General features: G+C 72.8%; 14 protein-coding genes. 8 read left to right on the top strand and 6 right to left on the bottom strand.

Annotation, left to right across the window (positions count from 1 at the left end):
• Window positions 1–100: 100 nt before the first annotated feature.
• A complete protein-coding gene (gene greA / locus ACFV8H_RS32775) occupies window positions 101–601 on the bottom strand; it encodes a transcription elongation factor GreA (protein ID WP_375884562.1) in 501 nt (166 codons plus the stop codon).
• 342 nt (window positions 602–943) lie between these two features.
• On the bottom strand, window positions 944–1,357 hold the full coding sequence (locus tag ACFV8H_RS32770; protein WP_375884564.1) for a DUF4307 domain-containing protein: 414 nt from the start codon (window positions 1,355–1,357) through the stop codon (window positions 944–946).
• 240 nt (window positions 1,358–1,597) lie between these two features.
• Between ACFV8H_RS32770 and mca the strand changes: the two genes are divergently transcribed.
• The 4 genes from mca to ACFV8H_RS32750 all read left to right on the top strand — a co-directional run bounded on the left by mca (window position 1,598) and on the right by ACFV8H_RS32750 (window position 5,845).
• A complete protein-coding gene (gene mca / locus ACFV8H_RS32765) occupies window positions 1,598–2,503 on the top strand; it encodes a mycothiol conjugate amidase Mca (RefSeq protein WP_380407222.1) in 906 nt (301 codons plus the stop codon).
• Between the two features lie 48 nt (window positions 2,504–2,551).
• Window positions 2,552–2,743: a hypothetical protein gene (locus tag ACFV8H_RS32760; protein WP_375884569.1), complete on the top strand. Its 192-nt coding sequence runs from the start codon at window positions 2,552–2,554 to the stop codon at window positions 2,741–2,743.
• Between the two features lie 127 nt (window positions 2,744–2,870).
• On the top strand, window positions 2,871–4,928 hold the full coding sequence (locus ACFV8H_RS32755) for a thioredoxin domain-containing protein (protein WP_380407220.1): 2,058 nt from the start codon (window positions 2,871–2,873) through the stop codon (window positions 4,926–4,928).
• Window positions 4,929–4,981: 53 nt separating this feature from the next.
• Window positions 4,982–5,845 carry a GNAT family N-acetyltransferase gene (locus ACFV8H_RS32750; RefSeq protein WP_380407218.1) on the top strand — a complete coding sequence of 288 codons (864 nt, stop codon included), beginning with the start codon at window positions 4,982–4,984 and terminating at the stop codon, window positions 5,843–5,845.
• A 5-nt stretch (window positions 5,846–5,850) separates the two neighbouring features.
• Here ACFV8H_RS32750 and ACFV8H_RS32745 read toward each other — a convergent pair whose 3' ends face one another.
• Window positions 5,851–6,234, bottom strand: coding sequence for a hypothetical protein (locus tag ACFV8H_RS32745; protein ID WP_380407216.1), 384 nt, complete (start codon window positions 6,232–6,234; stop codon window positions 5,851–5,853).
• 67 nt (window positions 6,235–6,301) lie between these two features.
• Here ACFV8H_RS32745 and ACFV8H_RS32740 point away from each other — a divergent pair, with 67 nt between their 5' ends.
• Together ACFV8H_RS32740 and ACFV8H_RS32735 are read left to right on the top strand one after the other, a co-directional pair.
• Entirely contained in the window at window positions 6,302–8,056 is a 1,755-nt protein-coding gene (locus tag ACFV8H_RS32740) for an alpha/beta hydrolase (RefSeq protein ID WP_380407214.1), read from the top strand.
• Window positions 8,053–8,664, top strand: coding sequence for a hypothetical protein (locus tag ACFV8H_RS32735; RefSeq protein WP_380407212.1), 612 nt, complete (start codon window positions 8,053–8,055; stop codon window positions 8,662–8,664). Before ACFV8H_RS32740 ends, ACFV8H_RS32735 begins: the two co-directional genes overlap by 4 nt.
• Before the next feature lie 3 nt (window positions 8,665–8,667).
• Here ACFV8H_RS32735 and ACFV8H_RS32730 read toward each other — a convergent pair whose 3' ends face one another.
• The gene (locus ACFV8H_RS32730; protein WP_380407250.1) at window positions 8,668–9,594 is read right to left on the bottom strand and encodes a hypothetical protein; all 927 of its coding nucleotides are present in this window, start codon (window positions 9,592–9,594) and stop codon (window positions 8,668–8,670) included.
• Between the two features lie 263 nt (window positions 9,595–9,857).
• Between ACFV8H_RS32730 and ACFV8H_RS32725 the strand changes: the two genes are divergently transcribed.
• Both ACFV8H_RS32725 and ACFV8H_RS32720 read left to right on the top strand, forming a co-directional pair.
• Window positions 9,858–10,532: a papain-like cysteine protease family protein gene (locus tag ACFV8H_RS32725; protein WP_380407210.1), complete on the top strand. Its 675-nt coding sequence runs from the start codon at window positions 9,858–9,860 to the stop codon at window positions 10,530–10,532.
• Window positions 10,533–10,540: 8 nt separating this feature from the next.
• Complete coding sequence (locus ACFV8H_RS32720; RefSeq protein WP_380407208.1) at window positions 10,541–11,431, top strand: hypothetical protein; 891 nt, start codon at window positions 10,541–10,543, stop codon at window positions 11,429–11,431.
• 60 nt (window positions 11,432–11,491) lie between these two features.
• Here the strand turns inward: ACFV8H_RS32720 and ACFV8H_RS32715 are convergent, their stop codons facing one another.
• Together ACFV8H_RS32715 and ACFV8H_RS32710 are read right to left on the bottom strand one after the other, a co-directional pair.
• On the bottom strand, window positions 11,492–12,148 hold the full coding sequence (locus ACFV8H_RS32715) for a TetR/AcrR family transcriptional regulator (protein WP_375884587.1): 657 nt from the start codon (window positions 12,146–12,148) through the stop codon (window positions 11,492–11,494).
• 8 nt (window positions 12,149–12,156) lie between these two features.
• Window positions 12,157–13,689 (bottom strand): MFS transporter, encoded by a 1,533-nt coding sequence (locus ACFV8H_RS32710; RefSeq protein ID WP_380407206.1) that lies wholly within the window; start codon window positions 13,687–13,689, stop codon window positions 12,157–12,159.
• Window positions 13,690–13,812 lie beyond the last annotated feature (123 nt).

The following is a 13,812-nucleotide window of genomic DNA, read 5'->3' as shown; positions in this document are numbered from 1 at the left end:
CCGGGTTCCGCTTCCGTCGGCCGGAGATGCGTGAGGGCGGTTGCGGAGTCCTCTGTACGGACTCCGCAACCGCCCTCCGGCGGTGCTGCTCGGGGCCGGGTCAGCCGGCGTGCGGCACGACCTTGACGATCTTCACCATGGCGGGCTTGCCGTTCGGCAGCTCGTAGGTGGCCTCGTCACCGATCTTCTTGCCGTCGATCGCGCGGCCCAGCGGCGACTGCGGCGAGTAGACGTCGACGGCGTCGGCGCCCGCGACCTCGCGCGAGGCGAGCAGGAACTCCATCAGGTCGTCCTCGTCACCGTCGAACGCGACCGTGACGACCATGCCCGGGGCCACCACGCCGGAGTCGGCCGGGGCCTCGCCGACCTTGGCCCGCTCCAGCAGCTGGGTCAGCTGGCGGATGCGCAGCTCCTGCTTGCCCTGCTCCTCCTTCGCCGCGTGGTAACCGGCGTTCTCCTTGAGGTCGCCCTCCTCGCGCGCCGCCTCGATCTTCTGGGCGATCTCGATGCGCCAGGGCCCGGTCAGGTGATCCAGCTCGGCCTTGAGCTGGTCGTAGCCGGCCTGAGTGAGCCAGGTCACGTTCTCGCTGGTCTGGGTCACGGGTGCTCCTCGTAGGTGCTGGGGCTGAGCTGAGGGTGTGAGTCGTCAGCAGGGTCGACGATGATATTGGTCGTAACTACAAAGCAACGCCCGCTCCCGTACCATCCGGTGCGGAAGGGGCGAAACCACGAGCCTAACAAGTCCTGCGGACAAGCGGGAGAGGCGTTGGCGCGGCATTGACGGTGGCGTTGCGCCACGGTGTACGGCGACCGGCTGCGGGACTTCCTACGGATGCCCGTTCCGGCGGGTGAGTATGCGTACCCGCTGCGTTCCGGCCGCTTTCCCGCTACGGCCCCGCTACGCCCCCGCTGCTCCGCCGGGTGGACTCCGCGTGCCGTGCCGTTACTTCGCCGGGGTGCAGCCGAGCAGCTCGGCGGTGGTGCCGCGGGCGGTGGTGCGCAGGGTGACGGTGGCCTCGTAGCTGGACCCGGCCGCGGGGACCGGGAAGTCGGCCACCCCGACCACCCCGTGGTCGTCGCCCTGCGAACGGACCGTGCAGGTGCCGGCCGTCCCGTCGCTCTTGCGCACGCTGAGGTGCAGCTGCACCTCGGAGTCGGAGAGCACCTGGAAGGTCGGCACCGAGCCGTTGATCTTCGACTCGCGCAGCAGGTAGGAGCCGCCAAGCCAGGCGATCAGCCCCAGGCCGAGCACGCCGCAGACCGCGCCGACCACCTTGAGCCGACGGTCCGACTCGCCGTCGCCCCTCCGGCCGTAGCGCCCCTCGGGCAGCTGCGTCGCGGTGCTCTGTGCAGTCATCGGACTCCGTCCTCTCCTCGGGAGGAGCCGCGCGGGTGGTGCGGGGGAATGCGACGGACCTCCATTCCGTCACTATAGGAGGGGCACGCCCGCGGCCGGTCCGGCGGGGGCGGGGCCCGGCCGTGCCGGAGACCTGCCGCAGGCCGGCCTCGCGGCGACGTGGTCCCGAAGTGAGCGGTTCGTACGGTGGGCAGACCGGTCTTCGCGGAACGCCCGACGATGTGGAAGGAACGCAAGGCGTTGACTGAGCAGTTGCGACTGATGGCGGTGCACGCCCACCCGGACGACGAGTCCAGCAAGGGCGCGGCCACCATGGCCATGTACGTCGAGCAGGGTGTGGACGTGCTCGTGGCCACCTGCACGGGGGGCGAGCGCGGGTCGGTCCTCAACCCCAAGCTGCAGGGGGACCCGTACGTCGAGGAGAACATCCACGAGGTGCGCCGCAAGGAGATGGACGAGGCGCGGGCGATCCTCGGCGTCAAGCAGGCCTGGCTGGGCTTCGTGGACTCCGGCTTGCCGGAGGGCGACCCGCTGCCCCCGCTGCCCGAGGGCTGCTTCGCCCTGGAGGACGTCAAAGAGGCGGCCGAGCCGCTGGTCCGGCTGATCCGGGAGTTCAAGCCGCAGGTCATCACGACCTACGACGAGAACGGCGGCTACCCGCACCCGGACCACATCATGACCCACAAGATCACCATGCTGGCCTTCGACGCCGCCGGCGACCCGGACGCCTACCCCGAGGCCGGCGAGCCCTGGCAGCCGCTCAAGCTCTACTACAACCACGGCTTCCCGATGGGCCGCATTCGCGCCCTGCACCAGTACCTCACCGAGCACGGGCACGACTCCCCGTACGGCGAGTGGATCGCGGGGTGGGAGAAGAGCGGCCGCCAGGAGCGCGAGATCACCACCCGGGTGCGCTGCGACGACTGGTTCGAGACCCGCGACCGCGCGCTGATCGCCCACGCCACCCAGATCGACCCGGACGGCCCGTGGTTCCGCGTCCCGCTCGACGTCCAGCGCGAGGTCTGGCCCACCGAGGACTACGAGCTCGCCCGTACCCTGATCGACGTGGACCTCCCGGAGGACGACCTGTTCGCCGGACTGCGCACCCCCACCCTGGCGGCCGAGGCCGCCGACGCGCGCGACTGACCCACCCCCGACGGCCCGGCTCGGCGTGAGCCGGGCCACCATAGAGATATGAGCGCCCCCGTGAACCTCGTCCACCTCGCCGCTGACCTCGCCGTCGACGACGCCAAGGTCACCCCCGGTCTCCTCGGCTTCGTCGTCTTCGCCGCCCTCGGCGTGGCGACGTGGTTCCTGGCCAAGTCGATGAACCGCCAGTTCAAGAAGGTCAACTTCACGGAGGAGCCGGAAGCCCCCAAGGAGTAGCCCCTCCCGTCCGGGGCCCCACGGCCCCGGGCGAGGGCGCGACGCCCGCCGGCCCGGCCCCGGGGGAAGCCGGCCCGGCGGGGCGGCCTGACGCCTGCGGGGCCCGTCGTGCGGGAGGATGGGGGCCATGCCGAACCGTCTCGCGGACGCGACCTCGCCGTACCTGCTGCAGCACGCCGACAATCCGGTCGACTGGTGGCCCTGGGGGCCGGAGGCCTTCGCGGAGGCCGAGCGGCGGGGGGTGCCGGTGCTGCTGAGCGTCGGCTATGCGGCCTGTCACTGGTGTCATGTGATGGCGCACGAGAGCTTCGAGGACGCGGAGCTCGCCGGGTACCTGAACGAGCGGTTCGTCGCGGTCAAGGTGGACCGGGAGGAGCGGCCGGACGTCGACGCGGTGTACATGGAGGCCGTGCAGGCGGCGACCGGGCAGGGTGGGTGGCCGATGACGGTCTTCCTCACGCCGGGTAAGGAGCCGTTCTACTTCGGCACCTACTTCCCGCCCGCCCCGCGGCACGGGATGCCGTCCTTCCGGCAGGTGCTGGAGGGCGTGGACGCGGCCTGGCGGGACCGGCGGCAGGAGGTCGGCGAGGTCGCCGCGCGGATCCGGGCCGACCTCGCCGAGCGCGCCGCCGTCTACTCGGCGGGCGCCCACCACCCGCCCGCCGACGCCGACCTGCACCAGGCGCTGGTCACCCTCAGCCGGGAGTTCGACCAGGCCCGTGGCGGCTTCGGCGGGGCCCCCAAGTTCCCCCCGGCCATGGTGATCGAGTTCCTGCTCCGCCACCACGCCCGGACCGGCTCCGAGGCCGCCCTGGAGATGGCCGTCCGCACCGCCGAGGCGATGGCCCGCGGCGGCATCCACGACCAGCTCGGCGGCGGCTTCGCCCGCTACGCCGTGGACGCCGGCTGGGTGGTGCCGCACTTCGAGAAGATGCTGTACGACAACGCCCTGCTGCTGCGCGCCTACCTGCACCTGTGGCGGGCCACCGGCTCCGCGCTCGCCCGCCGGGTCGCGCTGTCCACGGCCGACTTCCTGCTACGCGAACTCCGCACGCCCGAAGGCGCGTTCGCGTCCGCGCTGGACGCCGACAGCCTCGACGAGGAGACCGGCGCCTCCGCCGAGGGCGCCTACTACGTGTGGGAGCCCGGCCAGTTGGTCGACCTGCTCGGCCCGGCCGACGCGGCCACCGCCGCCCGGCTGTTCACCGTCACCGCCGACGGCACCTTCGAACACGGCACCTCCGTGCTCCAACTCCTCACCGATCCGGTGGACTTCGCCGAGTACGAGGAGATCCGGCAGCGGCTGCTCCAGGCCCGGGCGACCCGGCCCGCACCCGCCCGCGACGACAAGGTGGTCGCCGCCTGGAACGGCCTCGCCATCGCCGCCCTCGCCGAGACCGGCGCCCTGCTGGAGCGCCCCGACCTCGTCGAGGCCGCCGAACGCGCCGCCGACCTGCTGCTCGCCGTCCACCTCACCCCCGACGGCCGGTTGCTGCGCACCTCCCGGGACGGCCGCCCCGGCACCAACGCCGGCGTCCTGGAGGACTACGCCGACACCGCCGAGGGCTTCCTCGCCCTCTACGCCGTCACCGGCGAGGCGGAATGGCTCCAACTGGCGGGCGGCCTGCTCGACACCGTGCTCAAGCACTTCACCGACGAGGACTCCGGCGCCCTCTACGACACCGCCGACGACGCCGAGGAACTCATCCGCCGCCCCCAGGACCCGACCGACAACGCCACCCCCTCCGGCTGGACCGCCGCCGCCGGCGCCCTCCTCGGCTACGCCGCGTACACCGGCTCCGAACGGCACCGCACCGCCGCCGAACGCGCCCTCGGCATCGTCGGCGCCCTGGCCGGCCGGGCCCCCCGGTTCATCGGCTGGGGCCTCGCCGTCGCCGAAGCCCTGCTCGACGGGCCGCGCGAGGTCGCCGTCGTCGGCCCGGCCGACCACCCGGCCACCGCGGCGCTGCGCCGGGCCGCCCTGCTCGGGACGGCGCCCGGCGCCGTCGTCGCGGTCGGCGAGCCGGGCGAGGCCGCCGCCGAGGTGCCGCTGCTGGCCGACCGCCCGCTGGTCGGCGGCGCGCCCGCGGCGTACGTCTGCCGGCACTTCGCCTGCGAGGTGCCCACCACCGATCCGGCGGTGCTCGGCGAGCGGCTCGGCGCCGTCGTGGCCGTGGGCGAATAGTCGTGGGCGAATAACCGTTGGCGTGCGGGCGTCGAGCGGGGTGAGGATGGGCCATGACCTGGACGCTCAGCACCTCGCTCGACGACTTCCGCCGCCACGCGGGCGATTTCCTGGCCACCCGCCCGGCCGAGAACACCGTCCTGCTCACCGTCGCCCACCGGCTCGCCGGATCAGGCCTCGACGCCTTCGGGGAGCTCCCGCCGGTCTTCGGCTGGTGGCAGGCCGCGCCGGGCGGCCCGGTCGAAGGCGCCTTCCTGCAGACCCCGCCGTTCGCCCCCAGGCTCTCCGCCATGCCACCGGCCCTGGCCGCCGAGCTGGCGGTCCGACTGGCCGAGGCCGGCCCTGGATTCACCGAGGTCGCCGGAGTCGGCGGCGGGGCCGAATCGGTCCGCGCCTTCGCCGAGGCCTGGACGGCCGCCACCGGCATCGACCACTTCGTCCGGGTCGAGGAGCGGCTCTACCGGCTCGGCCGGCTCACCGACCCGCCGCGCCCACCCGCCGGCCGGCCCCGGCTCGCCGGACCGGCCGACCGGGAACTGGCGATCCGCTGGTACGAGGAGTTCCTGCGCGAAGTCGAGATCGCCCCCTCCGACGTGGCCCGGGCGGTGGACGACAAGCTGGCCTCCGGCAGCCTCCACCTCTGGGAGGACGCGGGCACCCCGGTCGCCCTGGCCGGCGCCAGCCCCGTGCTCGCCGGAATGTCCCGCATCGGCCCGGTCTACACCCCCGCCGACCGCCGCGGCCGCGGCTACGCCAGCGCCGTCACCGCGGCCGCCTCCGCCCACGCGCTCGACCTGGGGGCGCAGGAGGTGCTGCTCTACACCGACCTCGCCAACCCGACCAGCAACTCCATCTACCAGCAGATCGGCTACCGGCCGGTGGAGGACTGCCTGGTGGTGGACTTCCGGACGCCGTAACGGAGTTACGCGTCCCTGGTGAGATGGACGCCGGCCACCCCGACCACCTTCGTCTCGAAGGGGTCGTGGGCCGCCGCCGTCGCGGCCGGTGGCGGCAGGTGATCGGCGTTCCGGTGGTCGGTGTTCTGGTAGTCGTGCGCGCAGGTGATCAGATGGCCCCCGGCGGTCTTCATGTCGGTGGCGAGCCCGTCCAGCAAGGCCTTCCACGCACTGCCGCACCCCGTCAGCGCCGCCCCGCTCTGCCACCCGGCCAGGCTCCCGGCGGCCGTGGCGCTCGGCTCCGCGAGCTTCGCCGTCTCCTCGGGGACCTTCCCGGCAACCGTCAGCGCATTGTTCCCGGCGGCGGTCAACTCGCCTGGTTTGACGGTGAATCCCGCGCTGTCCGCCATCATGTCCCCCCGGTTTCGATGCGGCAGTAGTCGGCTATGGTAGCGCCGAGTAGCGGGGGGAACACTCATGACTGATCCGGAGCAGAAGGCGGCAGCGGGCCGCCTCGACTTCGCGAGCGTGAAGAACGCCAAGCCGGCCGACCTGCACGCGGCGGGGGACGCGTTCGACGCACTGCACAAGGCGTACACCCAGCACGCCGCGGACTGGAAGAGCGGCACCACCGACCGGGTCCACGGCTCCGGCTGGAGCGGACCGGCCGCCGACGCCGCGATCCCCTCCCTGGACGCCACAACCACCCAACTGCGCGCCGCGGAAACCGAACTGGCCGCGATCGGCCAGACCCTGCGGGACTACGCGGACCTCTTCACGCTCGCCCAGTCGAAGCTCCGGCAGGCCGTCGTGGACGCCGGCGCCAAGGGCCTGACGGTCAGCGACGACGGGACGGTGAGCTGGCCCGCGTCGAGCGGCCCGGCCGACGCGGGCCAGGAGGCGAAGCAGAAGGCGGCGGCCGACGACATCTCCAAGCGGATCGGCGCGGCCATCACCGAGGCGAGCACGGCCGACCGGACACTGGCCGGACTGCTCAACGGCTTCACCCAGCACGCCACCGGCAAGTCGGGGCTGACCCTCGCCGTCGCCGAGGCCGACCAGAAGGCGGCGAGCGGCCCGGCGGCGCCGTACCTGAGGGACATGCCGGCCGTGGGGGCGCCTCCGACGGAGGTCAACAGCTGGTGGAACAACCTCGGGCCGGACGGCCGCCAGTGGTTCATCGACCACCATCCGGAGAACATCGGGAACCTGGACGGGATCCCGGCGGAGGTGCGGGACAGGGTCAACCGGGACTTCCTGGACCGGCGGATGACCGAGCTCCGGGGCAAGACGGACCTGACGAAGGAAGAGCGGGCGGAGTACGAGAAGCTCAAGCCAGTTTGGGAGCGTCTACGGCAGGACTCCCAAGCGCAGGACGGTCGGCCGCACACGTACTTGATCGGCATCGGCACGGAAGGCCAGGGCCGGGCGATCCTCTCCTTCGGAAACCCCGACACCGCGACCGACATCTCGTCCTACGTTCCCGGGATCACCACCACACCCGACTCGCTCGGAAAGGCGCAGCCTGGCACCACGCCCGGCAACAACGAGGCGGAGAACGCGCTGAACGTCTGGCGGGAGGCCAACAAGAAGGTCAAGCCCGGTGGATCGGTGGCCTCCGTTGTCTGGCTCGGTTACGACCCGCCGGATGTCGACATCAACGCGACCACGGCCGAGCGGGCGGTGAAGGGTGCCCCCGACTACGCGAGGTTCGTCACCGGTCTCCGGGCGACCAACGCGAGTGGCCAGAGCCCGCACATCACGTCGATCGGACACAGCTACGGCTCGCTCGTCGTCGGACAGGCCACATGGATGGCCTCCCATCAGGGCAACTACTCGCGGCCGGATGACGTGGTGATCATCGGTAGCCCTGGTGTCGGGGCGAAGCACGCTTCGGATCTGGGGATGCCGGCCGGCCGGGTGTGGGCGGGCGCGGCCGGAAACGACCCGGTCACCCAGATCCCCTCCCCGAAGAACCAAGCGGTCCCGTGGCCCTTCGGTGGACTGGTCGGAGCAGATCCGCACGACCTCTGGTACGGGAGGGACCCGGCGAGCGACTCCTTCGGCGCGAAGCGCTTCACCGTCGACGGTTGGAGCAAGCCGTGGAGTTTTCTGGACTTCGGGATGCACACCAAGTACCTGGCCCCGGAGACCGGCGGACCCTCCCTCGGCAACGTCGGCGCGATCGTCGCGGGCAGGCCCGAGGACGTGCACCTGACGGCGGGCCGATGACGAAGCGCTGGAAGGCGGCCGGTGCGATCGTCCTGTCGCTCGTCGTCCTGGCGGCCGCCGAAGCGGTGCTGTTCGTCAACGGGTACGGCCCCCTGGCGTTGGCCGACCGATCGGGCAGGGTGGGGACGGGCACTGCGAAGGGCCGGATCGACCAGGCCCTTCGCGCCACCATGGAGGGGATCTCACCTTCCCTCACTTATGCGGGCGCCGACTTCGAGGTGGACAGGGAGCATCATCTCTGGGACGGCGAACCGAGTATGGGGTCGGACGTCACCGAGATCATCCGGGCGCGGACCGTTGTCTCGCGGGCCAAGTTGTCGGCCTTGATGGACCAGGTCACGCAGGTGTGGCACGGGCTCGGAAGCCGCGTGGTCGAGCGGAACGAGGAGCTCCACACGCTAGGAGGCGTGGCGGACGTCGGAGGCGAGGTCTATCTGACGCTCGACGCCTATGAAACCCAGGATGATCCTTCTTCCTACCGGGTGGTGCTCCGCGCCGATATCGGCGGGGTTCTGTACCAGCCCGCCCATGAGTACGAGCCCCTGTCCCCGCTCGCCAGGACCCCAGCGGACATCGCTCTCCTCTACGACCCGTACTGGTCGCACTGAGCCTCACTCCCAGTCCCAGCGGATCCCCAGGATGCACGGGCGGATCGCCGTGGCGACCAGGTGGACGCAGTGGTGGCCGTCGAGGGTGAGTTCCTCCGTCTCGTAGGGGGGTGCGCCGGGGGAGTGGAGGGCGATGCGGTGGCAGCGGACGGGGAGGGCGGTGGGGTGGAAGGTGATCTGGAGGACGTACTGGCCGGCGCCGGAGTTGAAGCCGCGGACGTACTCGCAGCTGGGGGTGGGGGAGGGGGCGTCGTCGAAGCCGTAGCCGAGGAGGTGGGTGTCGCCGGCGCGCAGGCGGCGGTCGAGGAGGAGTTCGGCGGCGAGGAGGTGGTGGGTCTGGTCGCGGCGGATGCGGCCGGGGCGGCAGTTCTCCTCGGCGCGGACGCCGACGAGGGCGGTGTCGCTGCCGGGGTCGCCCTGGTGGAGGGCGAGGTAGCGGTCGATGCCGTCGCGGTGGGCGCGCAGGGCGTGTTGGGAGTCGCGGCGGGTGAGTTGGCGGTCGGGGCCGACGCGGATGCGTTCGATGTGGGTGATGGTGTGCAGGCCGGTGTCGCGGGGGCCGGCGAGGACGGCGAGCAGGCCGTCGACGGCGGTGGGTGGGGAGATCAGGTCGCGGTAGGGGCGGACGGGGGGTCCGGCGGCCGCGGCGGTGCGGCGGGGGCCGAGGAGCCGGGTGAGGGAGTGTTCGGGGAGGTCGAGGACGTCTTCGAGGGCGGCGACGGCGCGTAGTGATTCGGGGCGTTCGGGCCGGCGGCGCCCCTGTTGCCAGTAACTGAGGCTGGTGAGGCCGACGTTGACGCCGCGCAGGGCGAGGTGGCGGCGGATGCGGTGCAGGGCGAGGCCGCGGGTGGCGATGGCGGTGCGCAGGGCGAGGTGGAACGGGCCGGTGCGCAGGGCGGCGGCGAGGTCGGCTGGGTCGCTTCGGTGGATGGCGGCCTCCTGGCGGGCGCGGACCGGGTTCCGGGTTTTGACCGTGAATATTCACATCCGGGCGGCGGTTTGTCACCGGTCCGGGCAGCTCGCGCCGGGGTTTCCCGGCTGCGGTTCACATCCGCGCGGGCCCGTTCACACCGCGGTCGGGGCCGGTCCGGGGCCGTTGACCGGGCCCGGAGTGCGGCGCGATGCTCGGGGCGCGATCCGGACCGCGCCCCCACACAGCACCTCGCTCCACTCGTGCAAGGAGGCATTCCCCCATGCCAGTTCCACGGATACGGCTGCGCCGCGCGGTCTCGCTGCTGGCCCTGGGCGTGCTGGGCCCGGCGCTGACCGCCGCGGTGAGCACCCCGGCGGCGGCCACCCCCACGGCCGCCCCCGCCCCCGCCCTCCACCGGGCCGCGCACCAGGCCCGCCCGGCGGCGGCGCCCGGCAGCACGGCCGATCTGGCCGGCACGTTCAAGAAGCTCAACATCACCATGCAGCAGCAACAGCAGACCAACTGGTGCTGGGCGGCGAGCGGGAACACCATCGCCACCTGGTTCGGCTACAACTACAGCCAGAACCAGTTCTGCAACGCCGCGTTCGGCCGCTCGGTCGACTCCAGCTGCCCGAACAGCCAGGCCTCGCTGGCCGACGTGCAGAACGGGTTGGACTGGGTCGGCATCAACCCGGGTTCGTACGTCACCGGGTACCTGCGCTACACCACCGTGCAGTCCGAGGTGGACGCCAACCGTCCGATCGAGACGCGCATCCAGTGGAGCTCGGGCGGCGGGCACATGCACGTCCTGTACGGGTACGACACCGGCAACAACTGGGTCTACTGGGGCGACCCGTGGCCGTCCAACTACCGCTACAACTGGGCGGACTACTCGTACTACGTGAACAACAACACGTTCTCCTGGACCCACTCCCTGTACCGGATCGGCGCGTGAGGACGACCATGACCGAGCTCAGTACGGCCCGCCGGGCCGCCGTCACCCTCCTGCTCGCCGCCGGCCTCGCGCTGGCGCTCGCCCCGGCCGCGCAGGCCGACGTACCCGGCGCACCCGACGCGCCCGGCGCACCCGCACCGGTGCCCGCCGCCGACCTGGCCGGGGCCCGCAGCGCCGTCCAGGACCCGGCGGTGCTCGACAAGGTGGGCCACTTCTTCGCCCGCAAGGGCGTCCCGCCGACCCGGCAACTGACCATCGGCGCCGCCGAGGAGGCGAAAGCGGCGAGCGACGCGGCGCCCCGCCTGGCCGGGGACACCGTGCCGGTCTACACCCTGGACGCCGGTTTCGTGTCCGGCACCCCGGGCGCACCGGTGGCGAAGGCCGAGTTCACGGCGAGCAAGGTGGTCGCGGCGGACGGGCAGAGCGCCTCGGTCTGGACGGTCCGCCAGGGCGACTCCTGGCGGGTCGTCAACATCGCCTCCGGCGGTGACGAGAGCGACTACGCGGCGAAGGCGGCCGGCAGCGGCGGCGGTACGGCCTTCCGGGAGCCGCAGGTCAACGCCTGGTACGTGCTGCGGGACGGCCGGGTGCTGCCGCTGGACGACGAGGCCCGGCGCTCGGTGGGCGCGGGCGGGGTGTCGCTGGCCGGGTACCAGCAGCTGGTGCACCAGCGGTACGGGGACAAGCTGCCCGGCTCGGCGTACGACCGGGAGGGCCAGGGCGGCGGCTACGAGGTGAACGCCGCGGGGGCAGGAGCAGCAGCCCCGGTCGCGGCATCCGGGGCATCCGCGACGGTCGGCGGCTCGGCGCTGCCGGCCGTGACGGCGGTCGCCGCGCTCGGTGCCACCGCGCTGGTGGGCGGCGGCGCGGTACTGCGGCGCAGGCGGGTCAACCGCTGAGAGAGACCGCGACGGGGCCCGGCTCTCGACCGAGCCGGGCCCCGTCACGTCACCGTGTGCTCACACCCCGGCGAAGCCGCTCTCCAGCAGCGCGAAGGTGCGGTCGACCAGGTCGGCGATGTCCTCCCGGCCGTCCTGCGCGGCCCACTGGAGCACGGCCTCGGCGGTGGCGGCGCCGATGGCGGCGGCCGTGACCCGCATCTCGTACGTGGGGTGCTCGACGCCCGCCCGCCGGGTGAGGACGGAGAGGTAGAGCTCGTGCGGGCTGTTGCCGGTCCGGAACAGTCCGGCGCGCAGCGCGGGGACCTCGGTGACCAGCCGCATCCGGGTCAGCAGTTCCTGGCGTTCGTGCTGGAGCAGGGCGCGGATCAGGCCGATGAGGGCCTCCCGGCAGGACCGCAGGAAGGGTTCGTCGGCCGGCCGGGCGAGCAGGGCGGCGATCATCGCCGGGTCGTACTCGTCGGTCAGGACGAGGTCCTCCTTGGTGGCGAAGTACCGGAAGAGGGTGGAGGGGGAGATCTCGGCGGCGGCGGCGATCTGCTCGACCGTGGTGTTCTCGTAGCCCTGCTCGGCGAAGAGGCGGTAGGCCTCGCGGCGCACGGTCTGCCGGGTCTTCAACTTCTTCCGCTCGCGCAGCGACAGCGGCGCCTCCAGCAGTGCCTGGACCGGGTTGGTCGGGGCGTCCGGGAGGGCCGCGGTCGGCTGCTCGGTCTTCATGGCCCCGATTATCGGCGATCTCCGGCGGTGGCGGGTTCGGGCCGGTCGGCGGGGGTGTCCCGGGTGGGTTCCCCGGCCGGCATCCGGGCCGCGACCAGGACCGCCGAGAACGCCGCGACCAGCCCGGCGACCAGCAGGACCAGCCCCATCCCGTGTACGTACGCCACGTGTGCCGCGGCGGCGAGCGCCGGCCGCCCGCTCTCCCGGGCGACGGCGTCGGCGGCGACCACCGACGCCCCGGCCCGGTGCGCCGCCTCGGCGGGGAGCCCGCCGGTGTCCAGCGCGCCCCGGTAGGACCCGGCCAGCAGGCTGCCGAAGACGGCGATCCCGATCGCGCCGCCGACCTGCCGCAGGGTCTGGAGCAGTCCGGAGCCGACGCCGGCCCGGGCGGGCGGCAGGGTGATCAGGGCGGAGCCCTGGGCGGTGATCAGGGCCAGGCCCATGCCGAGGCCGAGGACGGTGAGCCAGAGCGCGGCCCGCCCGTACCCGTCGGCGCTGCCGGTGCGGCTGCCGAACAGCAGGGCGGCGGCGAGCAGGGCCAGGCCGAGGGTGATCACGGCGCGGGCGCCGAGCCGCGTCACCAGCCGTTCGCTGAGCCGGGCGGCGACGAGCAGGCCGAGCATCATGGGCATCAGCCGTAGTCCGGAGCCGAGGGCGTCGGTGCCGAGCACGCTCTGGAAGTAGAGCGGCAGGACGAAGAAGGCGCCGAACAGGACGAGTGAGATCAGGGTGGCGGCGACCGAGGACCAGCGGAAGGTCGGGTCGGCGAGCAGGGCGAGGTCGAGCATCGGGTCGCTCCGGCGGCGGCTGCGCAGCACCAGGGCGGTGAGCAGCACCACCGAGCCGGTCAGGGTGGTGAGTACCAGGAGGTCGGCCCAGCCGCGGTCGGAGCCCTCGATGATGCCGTAGGTGAGCGCGCCGAGGCCAGTGGCGGCGAGGGCGGTCGCGGGCAGGTCGATCCGGGGCGCGGCGGGGTTGCGGGTCTCGGGCAGCAGCAGGAGGCAGGCGGCCATGCCGAGCACGGTGAGCGGGACGTTGACGGCGAAGACCGAGCCCCACCAGAAGTGCTGGAGCAGCAGGCCGCCGATCAGCGGCCCGAGCGGGGCGCCGCCGGCGATCGCGGCGGAGAGGATCGCGGTGGCCCGGCGGCGTTCGCCGGCCGGGAAGATCCCGGGGATGACCGCCAGCGACATCGGCATGACCAGGGCGGCGGCCAGGCCCATCGCGGCGCGGGCGGCGATCAGGGTGCCGGGCGAGTCGGTGAGCATGCCGACGGCGGAGGCGAGTCCGAACAGGGCGAGGCCGACGGTGAGCGTGCGGCGGCGGCCGATGCGGTCGCCGAGCAGGCCGGCCGGGAGCATCGCGGCGGCGAAGACCACGGTGTAGGCGTCGACGATCCACTGCTGCTGCCCGGTGGTGGCCTGCAGCTGCGAGGCCAGGGTGGGCAGGGCGACGTTGAGGATCGTCATGTCGAAGCTGATCACCAGGACGCTCAGGGCGACGGCGACCAGGGCGAGCCAGCGGCGCGGGTCGGCGGGCACGGCGACCTCCAGGGACTGCGGTTCGAGAAAGCTTCTGTCAAATGACAGTAACTCTCAAAAGAGGCCGACCGTCAATTCGAAAGCGGTGTGACGATCCGATCACTCTCCGTGGTGTGTCCTGGA

Origin of the sequence: Kitasatospora sp. NPDC059827 (assembly GCF_042731675.1) — a bacterium.
Taxonomy (GTDB): domain Bacteria; phylum Actinomycetota; class Actinomycetes; order Streptomycetales; family Streptomycetaceae; genus Kitasatospora.
Note: the sequence above shows the minus strand (reverse complement) of the source record. Positions and strands in the feature narration are given on the sequence as shown.